The 22,463-nt window shown below is 53.4% G+C and carries 20 protein-coding genes; 19 read left to right on the forward strand and 1 reads right to left on the reverse strand.

From position 1 onward, the window contains the following. Positions 1 to 60: 60 nt before the first annotated feature. The 7 genes from grpE to E6072_RS06245 all read left to right on the forward strand — a co-directional run bounded on the left by grpE (position 61) and on the right by E6072_RS06245 (position 8,404). On the forward strand, positions 61 to 906 hold the full coding sequence (gene grpE / locus E6072_RS06215; RefSeq protein ID WP_316694488.1) for a nucleotide exchange factor GrpE: 846 nt from the start codon (positions 61 to 63) through the stop codon (positions 904 to 906). Positions 907 to 927: 21 nt separating this feature from the next. Continuing rightward, positions 928 to 1,935: a DnaJ C-terminal domain-containing protein gene (locus tag E6072_RS06220; protein WP_316694490.1), complete on the forward strand. Its 1,008-nt coding sequence runs from the start codon at positions 928 to 930 to the stop codon at positions 1,933 to 1,935. Positions 1,936 to 1,946: 11 nt separating this feature from the next. Next, the gene (locus tag E6072_RS06225; protein ID WP_316694491.1) at positions 1,947 to 2,372 is read left to right on the forward strand and encodes a heat shock protein transcriptional repressor HspR; all 426 of its coding nucleotides are present in this window, start codon (positions 1,947 to 1,949) and stop codon (positions 2,370 to 2,372) included. Between the two features lie 45 nt (positions 2,373 to 2,417). After that, positions 2,418 to 3,395: a hypothetical protein gene (locus E6072_RS06230; RefSeq protein ID WP_316694492.1), complete on the forward strand. Its 978-nt coding sequence runs from the start codon at positions 2,418 to 2,420 to the stop codon at positions 3,393 to 3,395. A 230-nt stretch (positions 3,396 to 3,625) separates the two neighbouring features. After that, positions 3,626 to 6,247, forward strand: a complete 2,622-nt coding sequence (gene clpB / locus E6072_RS06235) for an ATP-dependent chaperone ClpB (RefSeq protein ID WP_316694493.1) — start codon at positions 3,626 to 3,628, stop codon at positions 6,245 to 6,247. A gap of 285 nt (positions 6,248 to 6,532) precedes the next feature. Then, positions 6,533 to 7,528, forward strand: coding sequence for a TetR/AcrR family transcriptional regulator (locus E6072_RS06240; RefSeq protein ID WP_316694494.1), 996 nt, complete (start codon positions 6,533 to 6,535; stop codon positions 7,526 to 7,528). A 12-nt stretch (positions 7,529 to 7,540) separates the two neighbouring features. Further along, on the forward strand, positions 7,541 to 8,404 hold the full coding sequence (locus E6072_RS06245) for a serine hydrolase domain-containing protein (protein ID WP_316694495.1): 864 nt from the start codon (positions 7,541 to 7,543) through the stop codon (positions 8,402 to 8,404). Here the strand turns inward: E6072_RS06245 and E6072_RS06250 are convergent. Further along, positions 8,401 to 9,201, reverse strand: coding sequence for an exodeoxyribonuclease III (locus tag E6072_RS06250; protein WP_316694497.1), 801 nt, complete (start codon positions 9,199 to 9,201; stop codon positions 8,401 to 8,403). The genes E6072_RS06245 and E6072_RS06250 overlap by 4 nt on opposite strands. Positions 9,202 to 9,242: 41 nt before the next feature. On the opposite strand from E6072_RS06250, the gene pyrE reads away from it, so the two are divergent. The 12 genes from pyrE (at position 9,243) to carB (ending at position 22,439) form a co-directional block, all read left to right on the forward strand. Beyond that, positions 9,243 to 9,818, forward strand: coding sequence for an orotate phosphoribosyltransferase (gene pyrE / locus E6072_RS06255; protein ID WP_024059322.1), 576 nt, complete (start codon positions 9,243 to 9,245; stop codon positions 9,816 to 9,818). Positions 9,819 to 9,820: 2 nt separating this feature from the next. After that, positions 9,821 to 10,594 carry an SDR family NAD(P)-dependent oxidoreductase gene (locus E6072_RS06260; protein WP_316694499.1) on the forward strand — a complete coding sequence of 258 codons (774 nt, stop codon included), beginning with the start codon at positions 9,821 to 9,823 and terminating at the stop codon, positions 10,592 to 10,594. Between the two features lie 3 nt (positions 10,595 to 10,597). Continuing rightward, positions 10,598 to 11,227, forward strand: a complete 630-nt coding sequence (locus tag E6072_RS06265) for a TrmH family RNA methyltransferase (protein ID WP_316694501.1) — start codon at positions 10,598 to 10,600, stop codon at positions 11,225 to 11,227. Positions 11,228 to 11,282: 55 nt separating this feature from the next. Further along, the gene (gene fbaA / locus E6072_RS06270) at positions 11,283 to 12,305 is read left to right on the forward strand and encodes a class II fructose-bisphosphate aldolase (protein ID WP_316694503.1); all 1,023 of its coding nucleotides are present in this window, start codon (positions 11,283 to 11,285) and stop codon (positions 12,303 to 12,305) included. Positions 12,306 to 12,917: 612 nt separating this feature from the next. Beyond that, a complete protein-coding gene (locus E6072_RS06275; protein WP_316694505.1) occupies positions 12,918 to 13,904 on the forward strand; it encodes a glycosyltransferase family 2 protein in 987 nt (328 codons plus the stop codon). Continuing rightward, positions 13,897 to 14,349 carry a PssD/Cps14F family polysaccharide biosynthesis glycosyltransferase gene (gene pssD / locus E6072_RS06280; protein ID WP_316694507.1) on the forward strand — a complete coding sequence of 151 codons (453 nt, stop codon included), beginning with the start codon at positions 13,897 to 13,899 and terminating at the stop codon, positions 14,347 to 14,349. The genes E6072_RS06275 and pssD overlap by 8 nt, the downstream gene beginning before the upstream one ends. Beyond that, positions 14,346 to 14,882 carry a hypothetical protein gene (locus E6072_RS06285; RefSeq protein ID WP_316694508.1) on the forward strand — a complete coding sequence of 179 codons (537 nt, stop codon included), beginning with the start codon at positions 14,346 to 14,348 and terminating at the stop codon, positions 14,880 to 14,882. The genes pssD and E6072_RS06285 overlap by 4 nt, the downstream gene beginning before the upstream one ends. Before the next feature lie 65 nt (positions 14,883 to 14,947). After that, positions 14,948 to 16,123, forward strand: a complete 1,176-nt coding sequence (gene glf, locus E6072_RS06290; protein WP_316694509.1) for a UDP-galactopyranose mutase — start codon at positions 14,948 to 14,950, stop codon at positions 16,121 to 16,123. 3 nt (positions 16,124 to 16,126) lie between these two features. Then, on the forward strand, positions 16,127 to 16,993 hold the full coding sequence (locus tag E6072_RS06295) for an ABC transporter permease (RefSeq protein ID WP_316694510.1): 867 nt from the start codon (positions 16,127 to 16,129) through the stop codon (positions 16,991 to 16,993). A gap of 5 nt (positions 16,994 to 16,998) precedes the next feature. Then, complete coding sequence (locus E6072_RS06300) at positions 16,999 to 17,766, forward strand: ABC transporter ATP-binding protein (RefSeq protein WP_024059312.1); 768 nt, start codon at positions 16,999 to 17,001, stop codon at positions 17,764 to 17,766. Between the two features lie 202 nt (positions 17,767 to 17,968). Next, positions 17,969 to 19,174: a glutamine-hydrolyzing carbamoyl-phosphate synthase small subunit gene (gene carA / locus E6072_RS06305; protein ID WP_316694511.1), complete on the forward strand. Its 1,206-nt coding sequence runs from the start codon at positions 17,969 to 17,971 to the stop codon at positions 19,172 to 19,174. Then, positions 19,158 to 22,439 carry a carbamoyl-phosphate synthase large subunit gene (gene carB, locus E6072_RS06310; protein ID WP_316694512.1) on the forward strand — a complete coding sequence of 1,094 codons (3,282 nt, stop codon included), beginning with the start codon at positions 19,158 to 19,160 and terminating at the stop codon, positions 22,437 to 22,439. The genes carA and carB overlap by 17 nt, the downstream gene beginning before the upstream one ends. Positions 22,440 to 22,463: the final 24 nt, after the last annotated feature.

Consider the following 22,463-nt stretch of genomic DNA (forward strand, 5'->3'; position numbering starts at 1 on the left):
CCCTGGACAGGAGGTAAGAATTTGGATCAGCACAATGGGAAACGGAGGATAAAGATCAAGGTGAAAGACCCATTGCATCCCACTTCGGAACCAGAGCCAGAAAAACCAGCGGATTCTGCCGCCTCGCAGTCAGATCAAGCACAACCAACAGGTACAACAGGTACGCCGGAAGCAACCACTAACGGCCAAGATGATCAGGTGGAAGCTTCCCCGGCGCCAGATACTAGCTCCGCTAATTCAAAGCCAGAAAAGGGCGCTGAGAAGGACTTGGATGCCTCCAAGGAATCGGCGCCTGTAGGCAGTGACGCCGTGGAGAAAGACGAAGAACCGGATGAAAATGCGGCTTTCGTTGACCTCGCTGCACGCCTGGGAGAAGATATCGTCGATGCCCCGGCACCCGCTGAAGGGGAAAATAGCGTGCCGGCAGAAACCGAAGCGGATTCGCAGACTACTGCGGAGATTGATCAGCTTAAAGCCCAGGTGGCAGAGCTTACCGAACAGCTGGCGCGCGCAAGAGCGGAAACCTATAACTTACAGCAGGAATACTCCGGGTATGTTAAGCGCAGTAAGAGCGATATGTCGGCTCATCATAGCGAAGGGCAAAAAGCGGTATTGCAGGTATTGCTGGGCGTCCTTGACGATGTGCAAGCAGCGCGTGATGCCGGGGATTTGGAAGGTCCTTTTGAAGCCATTGCGAAGAAACTGGAAAATACCCTGGAAACCAACTTTGGGCTAACTCGCTACGGCAGCGTTGGGGAGGAATTCGACCCGAACGTGCATGAAGCCCTGATGGCGCAAAGTGGTGGGGAGGGCGAACCCAGTATCGCCCAGGTACTCCAGCCCGGGTATAAAGTGGGCGAAAATATTTTACGGGCAACGAAAGTAATAGTCAATAACCCAGATTAGGGATTAAGGAGGTGAGCATTCATGGCTGGACAAGATTGGATAGGCAAAGATTTTTACGGCACCCTAGGGGTGTCAAAAAAAGCAGATCAGTTAGCCATTAAGAAGGCTTACCGGAAGCTGGCACGTAAATACCATCCCGATCAAAACCCCGGCGATAAAGCTGCCGAAGAAAAGTTTAAGGCGATCGGGGAGGCATATCAGGTGCTGTCTGACCCGGAGCAAAAGCGGCAGTATGACGCGATTCGCGCTATGGCGGGCGGTGGTGCCCGTTTCAGCGCCGGCCCCGCTTCAGGTCGTGGTGGGGCCGGAGGCTTCGAAGACGTATTAGGCGCTATGTTTGGGGGCGGAACCGCTCCCGGGGCCGGCTCCGCTAGGTTTAACCTGGGAGAAGGCGACCTCGGCTCCATGTTTAGTTCTCTGTTTTCGTCAGGGGGGCGCGCCAGCTATGGGGCACCCGGTTCCTTCGGCGCAGGGTCTGGCGGCTTTCCCGGTGGGGGTAAAGGTCAAGATTTGGCCGCGGAAGTCACCTTAGATTTTCGTACCGCTATCGCCGGGAGCACCATGAAGTTGACGGTGGATGGTAAGAGTATGACCGTGCGCATTCCCGGCAAGATCCGTGATGGTAAGAAGCTGCGTCTGCGCGGGAAAGGGCGACCGGGGCCAGCTGGAAATGGTGACCTGGTAGTAACGGTGCATGTAAAACCGGATCCGGTGTATTCCTTCGATGGGAAGTCTTTGCAAATGCACCTGCCGGTGACTGCAGCAGAAGCTCTGGCAGGTGCCACGGTGAAAGTGCCCCTGCTCGGAGGTAAAACAGCAACTATTAAGATTCCTGCCGGGGCTGATTCGGGCACTAAACTGCGTTTGCGCGGGAAAGGTTTGGACGGGTTAGATGTGGTGGCTACCGTCCGGATAGTCAACCCGCGCAAACCTTCTAGCCGGGTAGTTGATATTGCCCATCAGTTAGGGGAAGCAATCCGAGCCGATCACCCGGATTTCGATCCTCGTTTGGGCCTTGAGAAAAGCTAAGGGCTCGATCGATGGAAACCCTGTATGTGATTTCGGTAGCCGCAGAGCTGGCGGGGATGCATCCGCAAACTCTGCGGCAATATGACCGCATCGGGCTGGTTATCCCTAAGCGCACCAAGGGTAGGGGGCGGCGTTATAGCGCCGAAGATATCGCAGAACTGCGAGAAATACAGCGTCTGTCCCAAGAAGAAGGCATTAACCTGGCGGGCATTAAACGGGTGCTGGAATTGCGACGCGCCGCTGCTCGCTTAGCCGCAGAAAATCAACGTTTGCGTCAGCGATTGGCTGTTTATGAACGAGGGCGCGGACGGGTGTTTTCCGCTGCCCCCACCGGTGAGGTATCTCCACTTACTAAATTCCCGCTCTCGCGGGTGGCGCGAGGGCAGGAACTCGTCCCCTATCTGCCAGGACAAATGATTATTTGGGGCGAAAATTGAGGCTAACGCTTACAATAGGGCTCAGGCTAAGCAACGGGAGGAACTATGGGCGAAACCCCTAACAGGTACGGCGCGCACTCTAGCGAACAGGAACAATGGGTATTAAATGGCGAGCTGCATTCTGGCACCCCTGCCGCGCAGCGACAAGGTGGTGCGCCGGCCTCCTCTCGGCCTGCCTCTTCTGCGGGGCAAATGCCCAGAATAGATGGAGCTAGCGGTGAGAGTAATGCCAGTTTTGGGGGAGCAAATGGTTCATCTCCGAGCTCTGGGGAAGAATCTTCTCAGCCTCCGTCTTTCTCGGAGCCGCAACGAAAATTTCCGGTTCCCCCTGGTTATGGTAGGAACGATTCTTGGCACGGACCCTCGACGATGCCGCAATCAGGCGGACCGGAAGGTATGGGACCGGGCAGTTTTTCCGGCCTAGGTGACGATTCGGCGACTGCGCCGAAAACTCCAAAATCTCGCGCTGTGCCAATCACTGTTTTGGTGCTAGGGATCGTGTTGATGCTGGTGGTAGCGCCGATAGTCTTCGTCGTTATGATAGTGGTTGCTGGTCTGCAAATAGATTCCAATACGGAGACCCATCAGGGGGTTACCTCTATCACCCGAACTGCGGACTATCAGGGAACTTCACTGCTGATTGTGGAAGCCTCTAACGGCGGCAATGTGCGCTGTGACGCTACTTTTAACGGAGACAAGATTGAGTCTCTATCCGGGGATGATTCTGTAGTTGCTGGTTTTGCCTCCGACCCGGATAACGACGCGCAACACATCTTTATCTACAATCTTAATTCTCAAGGAACCTTGAAGATTAAATGCGAGCCCATCGGTGACAAAGAAGCTACTATCTCTTCAATTTCTATTCTTCCTAACCTTTCCTTCGCTCCACTGATTGCGGCTTTCGTGGTGCCCACGATTATCGGCTTTACTGGCATCGGCTTGTTGATTTGGGGAATAATCTGGACGGTCAAACGCGGTCGGGATAACCGTAAAGCGTTAATCAATAACTCCTACTATCGGTAGTCTCTCGTCTTAAGGTTTACCTTTTCTTGCCTGCTACCAGAGTTCCCTTGGTCAGGTGCTTAGGCGGGTTTGTCTCGGGTTTCCTCTGCTTATTTTAGAGGTAGAAAATACCGTTATTAAGCGGGATAAACCAAAAAATATAAAGTTGAGTGGAATAAACTCAACTTTCGGGGTGTTGGACTAAATAGCAACACCCCATCCCACCCGGATGGGAATACGGGAGGAAACAAATGGAAACAAAACTTACTGTTAAATCACAAGCTGCCTTAGGGGATGCGGTACAAACCGCGCAGGCCAATAAAAATCCCCAGGTAGAGCCAGAACATCTCTTAAATGCATTGCTGGGGCAAACTGATTCAATAGCCTTTGCGCTTCTGGAGGCAGTAGTGCCAAATCGCACTCAGCAGATTAACGCGCCCTTGCATCGAATGCTGGGAAAACTGCCTAGCGTCACCGGCAGTTCCGTCGGGGAAGTGCAAACCTCCCTGGCTATGCGGCGGGTTATTAACAAAGCCGGAGATTTAGCGCGAGAGCTAACCGACGAATACGTATCTACCGAACACCTACTAATCGCCCTCGCCGATGAATCCGAAGGGGAGACCGGCGTTAGCCGTCTGCTAAATAGTGCAGGCGCGAGCGTAAAAGCGCTGCGCGAAAAGCTCCAGGAGATTCGCAAAGACCCGGTCACGTCGCAAGACCCGGAAGCTTCCTTCCAGGCCTTGGAAAAATATGGTCGTGACCTGACGGAAGTAGCCCGCAGCGGCAAACTCGATCCCGTAATCGGACGGGATAAAGAAATTCGGCGCGTAATCCAAGTGCTCTCGCGGCGCACCAAAAACAACCCGGTACTAATCGGAGAGGCCGGGGTAGGTAAAACCGCAGTGGTAGAGGGTCTAGCGCAGCGGATTGTAGCCGGAGACGTTCCCCAGTCTTTGCAAAACAAGAAACTGATTAGCCTAGATTTAGGGGCGATGGTAGCGGGCGCCAAATACCGCGGCGAGTTTGAAGAACGACTCAAGGCCGTCCTCGAAGAAATCAAGAACGCCGGCGGAGAAGTCGTCACTTTTATCGACGAGCTGCATACGGTAGTAGGGGCTGGGGGTGGCTCCGAGGGTGCGATGGACGCCGGCAACATGATTAAACCCATGCTCGCGCGCGGCGAACTACGGATGGTGGGAGCTACCACCCTGGACGAGTATCGACAAAACATCGAGAAAGATCCCGCCCTAGAACGTCGCTTCCAACAGGTTTTCGTAGCCGAACCCTCGGTAGAAGATACGGTAGCGATTCTGCGGGGCATTGCCCCCAAGTACGAAGCGCACCACAAAGTCACGATTACCGATGGGGCGTTGGTGGCGGCGGCGAAACTTTCGGATCGTTATATCACCGACCGCAACCTACCGGATAAAGCCATAGACCTGATTGACGAGGCCGCTTCCCGTCTGCGGATGGAGCTGGATTCCAGCCCAGTAGAGGTAGATGAAAAGCGGCGTCAGGTAGACCGGCTGAAAATGGAAGAAGCCTACCTGGCGGACTCTGAGGGCGAAGGCTTAGACGAGCAGAGCAAAGCCCGCCTAGCAGATTTGCGCGCGGAAATCGCCAAAGAACAACAGGTCTTGGATGAACTAAATGTGCGTTGGGAATCCGAAAAAGCCTCTCGCAATAAAGTGGGGGATCTGCGTGCCCAACTAGATAAGCTAAATACCCAGCTAGAGCGGGCAATGCGTAGTGGAGATTGGGAAAGCGCTGGACGGCTGCAGAACGGAGAAATCCCGCAAATTCAGGCCGCGATTGCCGCTGCCGAAAAGCAGGAACAGGAAAGCGATGACTCCCAAGCCATGGTGGTAGAAAAAGTCGGCCCTACCGAAGTCGCCGAAGTCGTAGAATCCTGGACCGGGATCCCTACCGGTAAAATGCTGCAAACCGAAACCGACAAACTGCTGCATATGGAAGCGGAAATCGGGAAACGGTTAATCGGCCAAGAGCAGGCAGTACAAGCGGTTGCAGATGCGGTGCGGCGCTCGCGGGCAGGGGTTTCTGACCCCAACCGTCCCACTGGCTCATTCCTGTTCCTCGGGCCAACCGGGGTGGGGAAGACTGAGCTTGCCAAGTCCTTAGCGGCCTTCCTCTTTGATGACCCCACCGCTATGGTGCGCATCGATATGAGCGAATACGGAGAAAAACACTCGGTATCACGCCTAATCGGAGCCCCTCCCGGATATGTGGGGTATGAAGAGGGCGGACAGCTCACCGAGGCAGTGCGGCGGCGTCCCTATTCGGTAATTCTGCTCGACGAAGTGGAAAAGGCGCATCCAGAAATCTTCCATGTGTTGCTGCAGGTCTTAGATGATGGCCGCCTTACTGATGGGCAAGGCCGGGTAGTGGATTTTCGCAACACTATTTTAGTGCTTACCTCTAATTTGGGCTCGCAATACTTGACGCAGCCGGATATAGCCGCGGACGAGAAAGAACGCCTCGTGAAAGAAGCGGTCAATGCCAATTTCCGACCCGAGTTCTTGAACCGGTTGGACGAGATTCTGATTTTTCAGCCCCTTAGCCGCACCCAGTTAGCTAAGATAGTGGATTTGCAGCTGGCACAGGTCATGCAGCGGCTGGCTTCTCGACGCTTGCAGTTGGAGGTTAGCGAGGACGCGAAGAATTGGCTGTCTAACCGGGGCTATGACCCGGCATTCGGAGCACGTCCGTTGCGCCGGCTAATTCAAAGCGAAATCGGTGACCAACTAGCGCAAGGACTGTTGGCCGGAAAATGGGAGGATGGTTCAGTTATCAAGGTAACGATGCCGCAACAGCGGGCTGTTCCGGCGGGAAGGTTTCATCTTCAGCTAAGTTAGTGACACAGTGTCAGCAAAGTGGCGCCGGGGGTGAAGATCCCTGGCGCTGCTTTTTACGATCGCTTTACTAAACGCCGAGCATTATATGAGATGTGTAGCTGCTTTTATTAGAACAAGTAAATAAAGTCTTAATATGATCTTCGTTTATGTAATTCGCTTAAGAAATCTAGTCGATTTGTTAGGTGGTTTGAGGGGAAAAACTGTATCCTAGTTAGAGCTTGGGTTTTTTGTGCCCAGATATAGAAAAGATAATAGGCGGTAGGCAAAAGGGAGGGGGATGCCCAGGTGCCCAAACCAGCACACAAGAGCGGGGAGCGCGGGCCTTACGCCGGTGGCGTAGCTCGACGCGAAGCCATACTTGACGCAACCGTAGACATGATTGCGGAAGTTGGCTACCACGGGCTATCTATGCGCGATGTGGCTCGCCGTGTTGGTATTTCCCATCCCGGGGTTATCTATCACTTCCCATCCAAAGAAGCCCTACTCATGGCGGTTATTGAACGCTACGAGGATCGCTCTAACTTCCACGTGCAGGCTATGCGGCATATGCAGCCTTTCGAAGTGTTCAACGCCTTCACTGAACTTTCTACTGAACTCAGCTCTAACCCCACGATCGTGGAAATGGAGTGCATGCTTTCGGTGGAAGCCTCTAATGAGGTGCACCCCGCCCATGATCACTTCGCAGCCCGATTTGAGGGATTGCAAAGTGTGCTGACTAGTGCATTTAGTCAGCTACAAACAGACGATCTGATTAACAAGGATGCCGATCCGAAGACACTGGCGCATTCCCTACTGGCCGAATGGTACGGCCTACACATCCAGTGGCTCTACAACAGGGACGGGGTAGATGTGGTCGGTTCCCTCACTAACTTGATTATTAATCAGGTCGATCTTTCCAACCCCAAGGCACTTCGTGCCATCATGTCCAGCGGTTTTGCTACCCCCTCGGCAATGGCTGCAATCGAACAGGTGGCTGGGTTTACCTTGGAAGATTTGTTGGAAAAGGGATATATCAGCCTTTCCTCCCAAGAAATGGAGAAATACGGTCTTTCGGACGTGCCCGAGGACATACTGGACAAGATTGTTCGTTCCGGCATCCTGAATGCCAGCGACCTCGAGTACGCGCAAGAAAACCAGGCTCTCAGTATCGACTTGCTGGGGCGCTTGGTTATCAACAGCGTTCTCGAAACCGAGGAATACAACACTTTGGCGGATGTTGGCGTCGTGCCGCGTGAAGCGGTGGCTGCACTTACCGCAGTTATGGCTGCCCGTCCCTTCTAGGAACTCGTGGGGATGGCTTCTGAGCAAGTAGCTGCGGTTTTAACGCAATTTCCTTTTCCGGTTTCCTGCGCGCTTTTTTCCTTTAAATCTGCAACTTTGCCAGGGAGCTGTCAGCTGCTTGGAAGCTGGGGCGACCAGGATAAAGTCTATCCTTGGATGTCGGTCACCAAGCTGGTAACTTCCCGCACTATTTTGGGGGCGGTAGAAAACGGTGTCCTCGACTTGAGCGAGCCTCTGCCACAGCTACCAGGAGTAAGCGAGTCCCGCCCGGTAAGTGTTGCTGACCTGCTCGCGCACCGGGCCGGCCTGGGTCATGAAAAACGGGAGTTTACCCGCGCGACCGGTAGCCGCCGGGTGTATTCCAATTCTGGATATGAGATTCTTGGTGAACTACTCAGTCAGCGCTCCGGGATTCCTTTTTCTATCTGGGCCCAAGAAATGGTACTTTCACCCCTGGGAATAGAACGCCAACTGTCCGAATCGCCCGCCTGGGGAATGTACGGGAGCCTTCGGGAACTCTTGGCATTTGCTATCGAGGCCGCCTGCCCGCGTTTCCTCTCCCCAAGGCTGTTTTCTGCCTGGTCGCGCAGTGATGGGAAGCAGCTACCTGGGGTAGTGCCTGGCTATGGCTTTCACCGCGACAATGCCTGGGGATTAGGATGTGAAATCCGCGGCGCCAAAGACCCGCACTGGACGCTGCCTGACTCCAGCGAGGATACTTACGGTCATTTTGGGCAATCCGGATCTTTCCTATGGATTGACCCTACCTCGCGTCTGGGAGCAGTCTTTTTAGGGCAAGAGCCTTTCGGCGCCCTCCACAAGCAGCTATGGCCGAAGTTAAACCGCGCCCTGCGGGAAGTAGCCCAAACCGCTTAATGGATCTTGGGAGCCACCTCTAAAATCACCGGCACATGGTCAGATGCCCCTTTGCCTTTGCGCTCCTCGCGCAAAGACTGCGCCCCCGTGACCCGTTTTGCCAGGGCAGGAGAGCAATAGGCAAAATCAATCCGCATCCCCTCATTTCGCGGGAAACGCAGCTGCTTATAGTCCCAATAAGTGTACTGATCAAACAGGTCACGGGTAACTTCGGTGAAACCGGCATCTGCGAAGGCAAAAAATGCTTCCCGCTCCTGCCTAGACACGTGAGTGGAGCCGGCAAACACCTCCATATCCCATACGTCCTGGTCAAAGGGGGCGATATTCCAGTCACCCATCAGCGTTATTTCTGCCTGGGAATCCACCTCTAACAGCGAGGACGCATATTCGCGGAGCCGCGCCAGCCAGGAGAGCTTATAGCGGTAGTGAGGGTGAGAAAGCTCCCGCCCATTGGGAACATAGAGGGAAAAGACTTGCACCCCGCCACAAGTGGCGCTGATTGCGCGCGGCTCCACTACCGGTTCTTTCCCCGGATTGCCGTAGGCGGGTTGGCAGGGGAAATCCCGTTGCACGTCCTTAAGACCCACCCGAGAAATAATCGCCACCCCATTCCACTGGTTCGCTCCATGCACCGCGACCTCGTATCCGGCAGCGGTAAAAGGTTCATAAGGAAACTGTTCGGGGCGACATTTGGTTTCTTGTATCGCCAAAACATCAATGTTTTCTCGCTCTAAAAATGCGCTTACCCGCTCATATCGGGCGCGAATGGAATTAACGTTCCAAGTTGCAATCCTCATGTGCTAACCATATCGGTTACAAAACCGATAAACTGAATGTCATGACCGCTAATGATTCTCAAAAGGCTCGTTTGGTTTCCTTAATCAAAGAGCTATCTGTTAAATACGGCGATTTCACGTTGGCCAGTGGCAAAAAATCCTCATTCTATATTGATTTGCGGCGTTCAACTTTGCATCATGAGGCTTCGGTGCTGATTGGGCATGTGTTACTTGACCTGCTAGAGGAAGCAGGATTTCTGCCAGAGGATATTGACGCAGTCGGCGGGCTGACCATGGGTGCCGATCCGGTGGCCTTCGCGATTATGCAAGCGGCGGCTTCGCGCGGACTCGATATTGATGCGTTTGTGGTTCGTAAAGAAGCTAAAGATCACGGAATGGGACGCCAGATTGAAGGCCCAGATATTGCGGGCAAACAGGTGGTAATCGTGGAAGATACTTCCACTACCGGCGGCTCTCCTATTCAAGCAGCTCAAGCAGCAGAAAAAGCAGGCGCTAAAGTGCTCTGCGTGGCGGTAGTGGTAGATCGCGGTGATGTTGCGAAGCAAAAGGTTAATCAAGCTGGCTGGAAATATCTGGCGGCACTAGATTTGACAGATTTAGGAATCGAGGGGGATTAAAGATGTCATGGGTTTTAGTAACTGGGGCTTCCAGTGGGCTAGGGCTAGAGTTTTGTAACCAGTTGGCAGGGCGCGGACACAATGTAGTGATGGTTGCCCGCCGGGAAAATGTTTTGGTGACCGAGGCGCAACGCATCGAGAATTACTATGGGGTTACCTGCGAAGTTCTACCCGCAGACTTGGCTACCCAACCGGGGCTTAAAGCGGTAGCACGCCGCTTGGCTGCCTCCGAACGCCCGATTTCACTGCTGGTTAATAACGCTGGTTTCGCCCTAGCAGAAGATTTTGTGGACGGATCCGCCTCCCAACAGGTACGGGGGCTAAACGTGATGGTGAGGGCGGTAATGCTGCTGTCACAAACTGCGGCCTCTCGGATGCGCCGGCGCGGACGGGGCGCAATTTTGAATGTGTCCTCGGTAGCATCTGGAACGGCGATGGGAACCTACGCTGCCCATAAGACCTGGGTAGAAATCTTTAGTTGCGCCCTCGCCGAGGAACTGCGGGGCAGCGGAGTACAGGTAATGGCGCTGAAACCTGGCACTACCGATACCGGCTTTTTCAGTAAAATTACTACCAAAATCGAGGACGTACCCACTATTGCCCGCCTAACCCCGGAATACGTGGTGGAACAGGCCTTGAATGACTTGGCGCGTGGCAAGGTCATCTCGGTGCCTTCCCTAATCTTTAAGCTGATGAGCTTCCTAACCTGGAAAGCTCCCCGCTCCCTGGTGTGCCATTTCACCGGTTACCTCCAGCGTGACCGTTTCCGGGTCTAGGGTATGGCTAACGGAGTTGGACCTTGGCCGGGAGGTCCGGAACACTGGCCAGAGGGCGAGCATTGGGATCCTGATTTGCTGGCGGGAGGCGACCGCCGGAATGTGGAAGATCGTTTCCGCTATTGGCGGCGGGATGCTATTCGCGATTTCCTAGACAGTGAACGTTTCCCGTTCCAGGTGGCTATCGAAAACCTCGACCATGATTTCAATATTGGATCCATTGTGCGGTCTGCTAACGCTTTTGGCGCAAACTCGGTACATGTTGTGGGGGCACACCGCTGGAATAAACGCGGCGCGATGGTAACCGACCGCTACCAGCATGTAGACCATTTCCCGGACGCGTCCTCTTTTGCGCATTGGGCGCGGCAGAGCGGGATTACCCTGATTGGGATAGACAATGTTGAGTGTTCTCAGCCCCTAGAGGACGCGCAGTTACCGCAACGCTGTTGCCTGGTTTTTGGGTCTGAGGCGAACGGTTTGAGTTCAGAAATGATTGCGGAATGCGCGGCAGTTTACGAGATTACCCAATATGGCTCTACCCGGTCTATCAATGTAGGAGCAGCTGCCGCCGTTGCCATGTGGGCGTGGGTGATTCAACATAACAAAACCGTGGGACACAAGACCCTGCACTAAGCTTTACCTTGTGAGAGAATGAGACCCGTAAGAACTTTAGAAAAGGAGGGCCACAGTGCCAATCGCAACCCCTGATGTTTATAACGAAATGCTTAACCGTGCTAAGGAAGGCAAATTCGCCTATCCCGCGATTAACGTGACTTCTTCCCAAACGCTAACCGCCGCGATTCGTGGTTTTGCCGAAGCTGAATCTGATGGCATCATCCAGGTTTCCTCCGGTGGTGCGGATTACTGGTCCGGCTCCACTGTGAATGACCGGGTAGCTGGTTCCCTGGCTATGGCTGCTTATGCTCGTGAAATCGCCAAGGGCTACAACGTTACCGTGGCACTGCATACCGACCACTGCTCGAAAGAGAAAATTGACGGTTGGATTCGTCCGCTGATGGAAATGGAAGCTGAAGAAGTAAAGGCTGGGCGTCTGCCTTTCTTCCAGTCTCATATGTGGGATGGCTCGGCTGTACCGCTAGAAGAGAACCTGGAAATCGCCAAGGAAATGCTAGAGCTGTCCGTTAAAGCCAACACCATCCTAGAGGTTGAAATCGGGGTTGTCGGTGGCGAAGAAGACGGCGTTGTTGGGGAAATTAACGAAAAGCTGTACACCACTGCTGAAGATGGTCTAAAGACTGTTGAAGCTCTAGGTTTGGGCGAGAAGGGTCGTTACATTACCGCTTTGACCTTCGGGAACGTACACGGTGTTTACAAGCCCGGTCACGTTAAACTGCGTCCAGAAATCCTAGGCGACATTCAGAAAGAGGTCGGAGCTAAAGTCGGTAAAGAAATGCCGTTCGACCTGGTAATGCATGGTGGTTCTGGCTCTAGTGCCGAGGAGATCGCTACAGCGGTTCGCAACGGTGTTATCAAGATGAACGTAGACACCGATACCCAGTATGCCTTCACCCGTCCGGTAGCTGACTGGATGCTGAAGAATTACGACGGTGTTCTGAAGATTGATGGCGAGGTCGGCAACAAGAAGCAGTACGACCCGCGTTCTTGGGGCAAAACTGCCGAAGCTGGTATGGCGGCGCGCGTAGTTGAGGCTTGTGAACGCCTCGGCTCGGTCGGCACCAAGATGAAGTAACTCTGCTGTTTAGCTAGTTACCTAAAGATTCAAGGGTAGCCCTGGCGGATTTTCCGCCAGGGCTACCCTTTTTTCGTGCATTTTTAATACCGACACTTGGTACCGGAAACAAAATCACCCTCCGGAAACAGGATTACCCTCCCGCGACGAAATCGCCCTCCAGATTCGTGGATGTGGGTGAAGAAGGTTCGTTTTTTATTCGCGATGGAGGGTCATGGTGTCTAGGGAGGGTGTTTTGTGCGGGGAGGGTGCTTTTGCTCGAGTTTCTTCCTGATACCTGACGGAATCGCCCTCCGGGGACAAGACCACCCTCCGGGGTTGGTGTTTTTGGGTGGATAATTCGTTTTTTCCTTGCCTGTGGAGGGTGTTTCTGTTTGTAGAGGGCGTTATTGTCTGTGGAGGGTGTTTTTGTACGGGGAGGGCGATGTGGTATTGATCCACGGGTAGGAGAGGACATCTCGACACTAATAAAGTCAAAGCCGCCTATTCGATTTGATCCGCGGGTAGGGGAGGACACAAATGAAAATAATTGAGACGATCACTGTTCGGGTATTAACCCGGTATTTCTCCGCTTAGATATGATGGAAAAAACCAACCAAAGGAGATATGGCAATGGGCGAAGAACGTCAGGTATCTGCGGTGGTAGTAGCTTATAACCGCGCTAAACTACTTCGCGAATGCCTGGATGCAATCGCCGCGCAGACCAGGCCAGTCCAACGGGTAATCGTGATTGATAACGCTTCAACTGATGATTCTGCAGGTATTGCCCAACAGCACCCGGTAGTTGACCGCGTAATACAGCTGTCAGAAAACACCGGCGGGGCAGGCGGTTTTTGTGCGGGAATCGCACACGCTCTTGCCTATAAAGAGCTGGAAAGCCAGGATTTCATTTGGATCATGGATGACGACACCATTCCTGCGCCGGATGCGTTAGAACAACTGCTAATAGCCGGGCAGACTTATCCCGGCTCCCCAGCGCTCCTGGCATCAAAGGCACAATGGACAGACGGTAGCGAACACCCCATGAATGCTCATCGGGAAAGACCGCTAATATCACCGGATCGCAAACAGATCGCCCGGAGTCTGGGAATGCGCCAGGTACGGGCGGCCTCCTTCGTGTCGATACTGGTAGAGGTAGCACAGGTGCGCAGGAGCGGTCTGCCGAGTGCCGATTACTTTATTTGGAATGATGACTTGGAATACACCGCCCGGCTGCTGAAACACCGGATCGGATTATACGTACCAGCCTCGGTGGTAGTGCACAAAACCCGCGCTGCCGCGTCCGCTACCGATGATCCCGGGGATCGTTTTTATTACGAGACTCGCAATAAAATTTGGTTCCTATTGCGGTCGCGTGGATTACTACCTCTGGATCGGCTACTTTACGGAGGTTCCACGATCGTGCGCTGGTTCAGAATGTGGCTATCCAACGGGGAAAAGAAAAAGATGCTGCGCCTGGGAGTGAAAGGAGTGACCGATGGGGTGCTATCTGGGCCGCGTCCTAACGAAGAGGTTTTTGCTGCCGACCCGGAAACCGCTAACCTGGTTGCCGCCTGTGAAAACGCTGCCCGGGTGAGAACGGATAAGAACCATGGTTAAAGTTCTTTTTGCTGGCTCCTCCGGCGGACACCTAGCCCAGCTCTACACCTTAAAACCCTGGTGGAAGCGGCAGCAATCCCTGTGGGTAACTTTCGAAACTCCCGATGCGGTCTCCCTTTTAGCTGATCAGAAAGTTGTGTGGGCACAGCATTCACCCGACCGCAACTTGCGGGACGTATTTCGCTCGCTGCGTCTAGCCTGGAAGCTTCTACGTTCTGCTCGCCCTGAACTGGTGGTTTCTGCGGGGGCTTCCCTGGGGACGGTTTTCATTGTCTTAGCGCGACTAATGAAGATTCCCACTATCTATATCGAGGTTTTCGACCGGATCGAAATTCCCTCGCTATCGGGTAGGATCTGTTACCGCTTGGCAGATCGCTTCGCTGTGCAATGGCCTGAACAGTTGAAACTTTATCCGGGTGCCACTGTGATCGGACCGCTACTATGAGTGAAACCGCTAATGTAATCGAAAATAATAACCGCACACTTCAGGCTGACTACTTGTTTATGGTGGGAACCCACCATATGCCTTTTGATCGTTTAATCCAGATGGCGGATCGTTTTGCTCGCGAGAATCCGGATGCTTGCGTCCTGGTGCAATACGGAGCTTCTCATCCTCCGAAAGAGGCGAACGGGCGCGAAAACCTTAGTCACCAAGAAATGGATGCCCTGGCAGGGAACCTAAAGGGAGTGGTTTTACCGGGCGGACCTTCTCTGATGATGGAATGGTTGCGGCGCGGTTTTCTGCCCGTGATCGTACCTCGCGACCCGGAACTGGGCGAACATATTGACACTCACCAAATCCGGTTCTCTGACTTCATGCGCCAGCGTTCCCTAATCGCCCTCGCCCATGATTATGAGCAGGTCAAAGCGGCTTTAGCGAATCCTCAACCCGTATCTGCAGCTCAGCTAGAAAAGATCGATAGTTCCAGCGCAGTTAGAACCTTCGAAAAACTAGCCTCGTCACTGCTGGCAGATTAATTTTTAGTTTTCAACACGGTAGGATTGAGGGAGCTATAAACGCACGCAAGACAAGGGGAAGCCACGTGAATACCGATCTAGTGATTGTCGGATCCGGACTATTTGGTCTGACCATGGCAGAACGAGTCGCCAATGATTTAGGTCGGCGGGTAACCATCGTTGAAAAACGCGATCATATCGGCGGAAATGCCTACTCTTACCGTGATGAGGAAACCGGTATTGAGATCCATAAATATGGAGCGCACCTGTTCCACACTTCTAATGAGCGGGTATGGGAATATGTCAACCGCTTCACTGCATTCACCGACTATGTACACCACGTATACACCAATGTCGGGGGCGAAGTTTTCCCTATGCCGGTCAATCTGGGAACCATTAACCAGTTTTTCCGCGCTGCGTATTCTCCCGATGAAGCTCGCCAGCTAATTGCCTCCCAAGCTAGCGCTATCCGGGGCGAGGACGCGGAAGAAAACTTCAGAACCAAAGGGATTTCCCTGGTAGGCGAGCCCCTATTCAAGGCTTTCTTTGAAGGCTACACTGCGAAACAATGGCAAACTGATCCGCGGGATCTATCGGCGGCGATTGTGTCGCGCTTGCCGGTGCGTTACAACTATGACAACCGCTATTTTTCCGATAAATACGAGGGGCTTCCCCAAGAGGGGTATGCTGCGTGGCTAGAAAAAATGGCGGATAACGATCTTATTGACGTGAAACTATCGACCGACTTTTTTGATTCCTCCCAACCTTTCAACCGTGATGCCTGCATTGGGCAGGTACCGGTGGTTTATACCGGTCCGGTAGATAGGTTCTTTGATTACCGCTATGGGGAGCTCGGTTGGCGTACCCTCGATTTTGAGTGGGAGACCGTAGCTACCGGTGATTTCCAGGGTACTTCGGTGATGAATTATGGTGACCGGGAGGTTCCTTACACGCGGATTATTGAGTTCCGGCATTTTCATCCGGAGCGGGATTACCAAAATGAAAAAACGGTGATCGCCCGGGAATATTCGCGCACTGCCGGTAGGGACGATGAGCCCTACTATCCGATTAACACTGCGCGTGACCGTCAGCAGCTATTGGAATACCGCGCCCTACGTGATCAGTTGCCCCACACCCTCTTTGGAGGACGTCTGGGCTCCTACAAGTATTTTGATATGCATATGGCGATTGCTTCTGCGCTTTCCCGCTATGACAACGTGGTGAAACCTTATTTCACCGGTAAACAGACGGATAGGAAATAAGTGGTGAGTGTCAGCACTGATTTTACCCGGCCGGGTACTTCTCGCGGTTTATTTGAAGTATTCCGTAAACAGTACTTGCTGCAACTACTAGTACATAAAGAACTACGAGTACGTTATCGGGGTTCGATACTGGGGATGCTCTGGTCTTATGCCAAACCTGCAACCCAATTCCTGGTGTTTTATTTTGCCATCGGGGTGTTTATGGGAATGAACCGGAACATTACCAACTATGTGGTTTACATGTTTGCCGGAGTGGTTGCGGTTAACTATTTTTCCGAAATCTTTGGTAACTGCACGCGTTCGCTGGTGCAAAACCAGGATTTGGTGAAAAAGATTTATTTACCGCGGCAACTTTTCCCCGTATCCTCCGTTTGGGTGGCGTTTGTGCATTTTGTGCCGCAAGTGGTGATTTTGATTATCGGGAGCCTGATTTTCGGTTGGCGACCGGGGCTAAAGAATCTACTGGCAGTGCTGCTAGCGTTCGTCATTCTCACGATCTTTAGTTTGGGGCTGGGACTGCTCGGCGGAGCTTTTAACGTGCTATATCGCGATGCCGAAAATTTCGTGGATTTGATTTTAATGGTCGCTACCTGGGCTTCTCCGGTTCTCTATAAATGGTCAATGGTTTACCACGTACTGGGGGACTGGCAGGGAGGATGGCTGTGGTACGTATATCAACTAAATCCCCTCACCACGGTAGTCGAACTTTTCCATTATGGTTTTTGGATTCCCACCGAGGGCGTATACGAGAGCTTCCCGGACAACTTTTCGTTAATCGTAGTGGCTTCCGCCCTGATTTCCATTTTGTTGCTGCTGATAGGGGATAAAGTTTTCCGCCACTATGACGGGCGTTTCGCCCAGGAGCTGTAAGAGCCATGGCCAATAAAAGCGTGAAAGTTGATCCTGAATTAACCCAAGCTGATACCGTGATAACCGCGCAAGATGTGGTTAAAGACTTCACTATCCGTAACACCCACACATTGAAAGATATGCTGGTATGGTCTTTGACTGGCAGGCGGGGACAGATGCGTGATCGTTTTCGCGCCCTCGATCATGTTTCATTCAATATTGCCGCGGGAGAAACCGTGGGGCTCTTGGGATTTAACGGATCCGGAAAATCCACAATGTTGAAACTTATTTCCGGGGTGATGCAGCCCTCGGCAGGAGCCGTAGGGGTGCGGGGTAAAGTCGCAGGCTTAATTGAGGTAGGCGCGGGGTTCCATCCTGATTTAACCGGGCGGGAAAACATTTTCTTGAACGGCGCTATCTTGGGGATGACCCGTGAAGAAATCGAAGCTCATTTTGACGAGATTGTAGATTTTTCGGAGATTCATGAATTCCTAGATACCGAAGTCAAGTTTTATTCTTCGGGAATGTTCCTGCGCCTAGCCTTTTCGGTGGCAGTCCACACTGACCCCGATATTTTTCTGATTGATGAAATCTTGGCGGTGGGCGATGAACCCTTCCAAAAGAAATGTCTTGACCGCATTTCGCAACTGTCAGAAGCGGGCAAATCGCTGGTAATCGTCAGTCACGACCTGGATCTAATGGGGCGTTTTTGTGAGCGGGGGATCGTGCTGAAAAAAGGGAAAAAAGTGCTAGATGGCCCGATTGCCGATGCGGTTAAATTGATGCGTTCCTAGGCTGGGCTCCAGCGACTTTACATTTTTGGTAGTCAGCTTTCTTCAGTATCCGAGTGCTGGTGAAAAATCACGCCCGGATAGCACCTTACGGTATGCTTATAGGCAGTGAAACTCTTAACCATTTGCTCGCGCCCGCTTGGTGCGGGCAATTTTTCTATACGCCCTCGCCCGCAAGGCTCAAGCGTAGATAAGGAGTAATCGTATGCAGCAGAACTCCTCGGATTTGGCCTTAATCGTGCTGGAGGACGGGTTTATCGCGAAAGGCAAAGCCTGGGGGAAGCGGGGACGCGCCCTGGGGGAAGTAGTGTTCGCGACCGGGATGACCGGATACCAGGAAACTTTGACTGACCCGTCCTATCACCGGCAAATAGTTGTCCAAACCGCGCCTCATATCGGCAATACCGGCGTAAATGAGGTTGATCCAGAGTCAAGCCAGGTCTGGGTAGCCGGATACGTGGTGCGTGATCGCGCCCTACGGGCTTCCAATTGGCGCGCTACCGGCGACCTGGAAGACCTACTCAAAGACCAGGACGTGGTGGGTATTTGCGAGGTAGATACCCGCGCCCTCACCCTGCATTTGCGCGAAGCCGGCGCCATGCGGGGCGGAATTTTTTCTGGTGATGCTCTCCCGGCAGGAGCTGCCTATCTTGACCAGGCAACCCGCGATCTTTTGGTGTCCGTTGTGCGCGACCAGCCGGTGATGGCAGGAGCGGCGCTGGCTGCCGATGTGAGCACTCCCGAAAAATACGTAGTGGAACCCGCCGGTGAATATGCAGGCAAAGAACCTTTAGCGGTGGTGGCAGCCCTAGATTTGGGGATTAAATCCCGCACCCCCGAGCAGATGGCGCTGCGCGGAATCCAGGTGCATGTGTTTCCGCAGCACTCTAACTTTGCCGACATTATGTCGGTGAATCCCGATGGGGTGTTTTTCTCTAACGGACCGGGTGACCCGGCCTCAGCAGACCACGAAGTAGCTCTAGCGAGGGCGGTGCTCGATGCGGGGATTCCTTTCTTTGGAATCTGTTTCGGCAACCAAATCCTCGGGCGCGCCTTGGGGTATGGAACTTACAAGCTCGCCTATGGTCACCGCGGGGTAAACCAACCGGTGGTAGATCGAGAAAGCGGGAAAGTACAGATCACCGCCCATAACCACGGTTTTGCGGTAGATGCCCCGGCTGAACATCCTTCGGTGGCGCCTTTCGATGGCGGACGCTACGGGCGGGTAGAAGTATCCCACCTGGCTCTAAACGATGGGGTAGTAGAGGGGCTGCGCGCGCTCGACCTGCCGGCTTTCAGCGTACAGTATCATCCGGAGGCAGCAGCTGGCCCCCACGATGCCCAATATCTCTTTGATAAGTTCCTAACCATGATGCAGGAAGCGAAGGAAAAACATGCCACGCAGAACTGATCTTAAATCCGTCCTAGTTATTGGTTCCGGGCCGATTCAAATCGGTCAGGCCTGCGAATTTGACTATTCCGGGAGCCAAGCCTGCCGCGTGCTCAAAGCGGAAGGGTTGCGGGTCATTTTGGTTAATTCCAACCCGGCAACCATTATGACCGATGCGCAAATGGCGGACGCTACCTATATTGAGCCGATAACCCCGCAGGTGGTGGCGTCGATTATTGAAAAGGAACGCCCAGACGCTCTGCTGCCTACTTTGGGGGGACAGACCGCACTCAACACTGCGATTGCCCTTTCTCAGGATGGCACCCTGGAAAAATACCAGGTGGAGCTGATTGGTGCCAGCGCTAAGGCAATCAACGCCGGTGAAGATCGCGAAGAGTTTAAGCAGGTAGTTCACCGCTGCGGAGCGGAAGTGGCTCGTTCTTTCATTGCTCACAACCTGACTGACTGCCGGGCAGCTGCCGAACAGCTGGGATATCCACTGGTGGTGCGCCCTTCGTTCACGATGGGAGGTATGGGTTCCGGTATTGCCTATAACGAGCAGGATTTGATTCGGATCGCCGGGGGAGGAATGGCCGATTCCATTACCTCCGAGGTTCTCCTGGAAGAATCGATTCTGGGCTGGAAAGAATACGAACTAGAGCTGATGCGCGACAAAGCCGATAACGTGGTCGTGGTCTGCTCTATCGAGAATGTGGATCCGGTAGGGGTACATACCGGCGATTCCATTACGGTGGCTCCCGCGCTTACGCTAACTGACCGGGAGCTGCAGAATCTGCGCGATATTGGGATAAACGTTATCCGGGAAGTCGGGGTAGATACCGGCGGCTGTAATATCCAGTTCGCGGTTCACCCAGATACTGGCCGGGTAGTAGTTATCGAAATGAACCCTCGGGTGTCCCGTTCTTCTGCCCTGGCCTCGAAAGCTACCGGTTTCCCGATTGCGAAGCTGGCCGCAAAATTGGCGCTCGGCTACACCTTGGACGAGATTCCCAACGATATTACCGGCTCGACTCCGGCTTCTTTCGAGCCCACTTTGGACTATGTAGTGGTCAAAGTGCCGCGTTTTGCGTTTGAAAAGTTCCCGGCCGCTGACCCTACCCTAACTACTGCTATGAAGTCGGTAGGCGAAGCGATGGCGCTGGGGCGCAACTTTACTGAAGCCCTACAAAAAGCGATGATTTCGATTGATAAAGCGGGTACTTATTTCCGTTGGGATTTGCCGCTTTCCTCCTCTAAAGAGGAGTTATTAGAGCAGGTCAAGATACCTACGGAAAAGCGCCTGATTCAAGTGATGGACGCGATTAGGGCAGGGGCGAGCCTAGAGGAACTCTATGAAGCTACCCGGATTGACCGCTGGTTCTTAGACCAGCTGTTCTTACTGGACGAGGTCGCGCAAGAAATCCGGCAAGCCGAAGCTATTAGTCCAGATCTGTTAGTCAAAGCGAAACGTCACGGGTTCTCTGACTTGCAGATTGGTCAGATTCGCAGTGTATCCGACCAGGTGGTGCGGGAAGTTCGCAAGGCTTTCGGGATTCGTCCGGTCTACAAGACGGTTGATACCTGTGCGGGCGAGTTTCCTGCCCAAACCCCCTACTACTATTCCAGCTATGATCTGACCAGCGAAGTTAAATCGCGTCAGCGTCCGGCAGTTATTATCTTGGGCTCCGGGCCGAACCGGATTGGGCAAGGGATTGAGTTTGATTATTCCTGTGTGCACGCCACTCAGGAACTGCAATCTGACTATGACACGGTGATGGTTAACTGCAACCCGGAAACCGTTTCCACTGACTACGATATTTCTTCCCGCCTCTATTTCGAGCCGCTTACTTTCGAGCACGTGATGGAGATTTACGAGGCCGAATGCGAGGCCGGACCGGTAGCGGGGATGATTGTACAGCTCGGGGGGCAAACCCCGCTGTCGCTAGCTTCTCGCCTAGAGGAAGCCGGGGTGCCGATTGTGGGTACCTCGCCAAGCGCGATTGATGCCGCAGAAGACCGTGAACTTTTCGGGCGCGTCCTTGATGAGGCGGGGTTGCCTGCTCCTGCCCATGGCACTGCTACTACCCCGCAGCAAGCCTTTGAACAGGCCGAAAAGGTTGGCTACCCGGTTTTGGTGCGTCCTTCCTTCGTACTGGGAGGACGAGGAATGGAGATCCTTTATTCTCGGGAAGAACTCGATTCCTATCTGCATCGCTACAATCTGTCTGATCCCACGGTAATGACCGGACCGCTACTGATCGATCGGTTCCTAGATGATGCGATAGAGATCGATGTGGATGCTCTTTATGATGGTCAGGAGCTATTCCTGGGCGGAGTAATGGAGCATATCGAGGAGGCCGGGATTCACTCGGGGGATTCTTCTTGCGTATTGCCCCCGATCACTCTGTCGGACGCGATTATCGCCCATATTCGCACCTCAACCGAAAAAATAGCAGCCGGGGTAGGAGTACGCGGCCTAATTAATATTCAATATGCCCTGGTCAGCGGGGTATTGTATGTGATTGAAGCCAACCCGCGAGCTTCCCGCACTGTGCCTTTTGTAGCTAAAGCGACCGGGGTGCCGCTAGCTAGGGCAGCTGCCCTGGTGATGATGGGCTCTTCTATTGCAGAGCTAAAAGAGCGCGGCTACCTGCCTGCAGATGATTCCGATTTCGCTACCCCGGGTCGCCCGATCGCGGTTAAAGAAGCGGTACTACCTTTTAAACGTTTCCGGGATGAGGACGGACGGATAGTGGATACCGTCCTCGGACCTGAAATGCGTTCTACCGGGGAAGTTATGGGATATGACCGGGATTTCCCCACTGCCTTCGCCAAGAGTCAAACTGCAGCCTATGGAAATCTACCCTCTAAAGGCACCGTGTTCGTATCGGTGTCGGATCAGGATAAACGATCCTTGGCTTTGCCGGTGTCCCGTCTGTTTGACCTGGGATTTTCGATTATGGCTACTTCGGGTACGGCAGCTTTACTGCGCCGTTACGGAATCCCGGTTACCGAGGTGAGAAAAGCCAGCCAAGGGCCAGGGCCGAACGGGGAGCAAACGGTAGTGGATATTATCCGCGCCGGCCTAATCGATATGGTGATTAACACCCCCGGCACTTCTGGGGCGAGAGCGGATGGTTACGAAATCCGTACCGCTACCACGGCCGCGGACAAACCGATTATCACCACTATTTCCCAGTTCCAAGCAGCAGTGCAAGCGATTGAGGCTACTCGCGACCGCACCTATGGGGTCTGTTCGCTGCAGGAATACGATAAAGCTAAATAGTAATGTTTTTGCTGGTTGCCGCCG

It is taken from the genome of Varibaculum cambriense (assembly GCF_032557235.1).
GTDB lineage: Bacteria > Actinomycetota > Actinomycetes > Actinomycetales > Actinomycetaceae > Varibaculum > Varibaculum cambriense_C.

Coding starts and splice junctions, on each gene's coding strand:
- E6072_RS06220 (WP_316694490.1), top strand. CDS start 928: ATGGCTGGACAAGATTGGATAGGCAAAGATTTTTACGGCACCCTAGGG.
- E6072_RS06225 (WP_316694491.1), top strand. CDS start 1,947: ATGGAAACCCTGTATGTGATTTCGGTAGCCGCAGAGCTGGCGGGGATG.
- E6072_RS06230 (WP_316694492.1), top strand. CDS start 2,418: ATGGGCGAAACCCCTAACAGGTACGGCGCGCACTCTAGCGAACAGGAA.
- clpB (WP_316694493.1), top strand. CDS start 3,626: ATGGAAACAAAACTTACTGTTAAATCACAAGCTGCCTTAGGGGATGCG.
- E6072_RS06245 (WP_316694495.1), top strand. CDS start 7,541: ATGGCTTCTGAGCAAGTAGCTGCGGTTTTAACGCAATTTCCTTTTCCG.
- E6072_RS06250 (WP_316694497.1), bottom strand. CDS start 9,201: ATGAGGATTGCAACTTGGAACGTTAATTCCATTCGCGCCCGATATGAG.
- pyrE (WP_024059322.1), top strand. CDS start 9,243: ATGACCGCTAATGATTCTCAAAAGGCTCGTTTGGTTTCCTTAATCAAA.
- E6072_RS06260 (WP_316694499.1), top strand. CDS start 9,821: ATGTCATGGGTTTTAGTAACTGGGGCTTCCAGTGGGCTAGGGCTAGAG.
- E6072_RS06265 (WP_316694501.1), top strand. CDS start 10,598: ATGGCTAACGGAGTTGGACCTTGGCCGGGAGGTCCGGAACACTGGCCA.
- E6072_RS06275 (WP_316694505.1), top strand. CDS start 12,918: ATGGGCGAAGAACGTCAGGTATCTGCGGTGGTAGTAGCTTATAACCGC.
- pssD (WP_316694507.1), top strand. CDS start 13,897: ATGGTTAAAGTTCTTTTTGCTGGCTCCTCCGGCGGACACCTAGCCCAG.
- E6072_RS06285 (WP_316694508.1), top strand. CDS start 14,346: ATGAGTGAAACCGCTAATGTAATCGAAAATAATAACCGCACACTTCAG.
- E6072_RS06300 (WP_024059312.1), top strand. CDS start 16,999: ATGGCCAATAAAAGCGTGAAAGTTGATCCTGAATTAACCCAAGCTGAT.
- carA (WP_316694511.1), top strand. CDS start 17,969: ATGCAGCAGAACTCCTCGGATTTGGCCTTAATCGTGCTGGAGGACGGG.
- carB (WP_316694512.1), top strand. CDS start 19,158: ATGCCACGCAGAACTGATCTTAAATCCGTCCTAGTTATTGGTTCCGGG.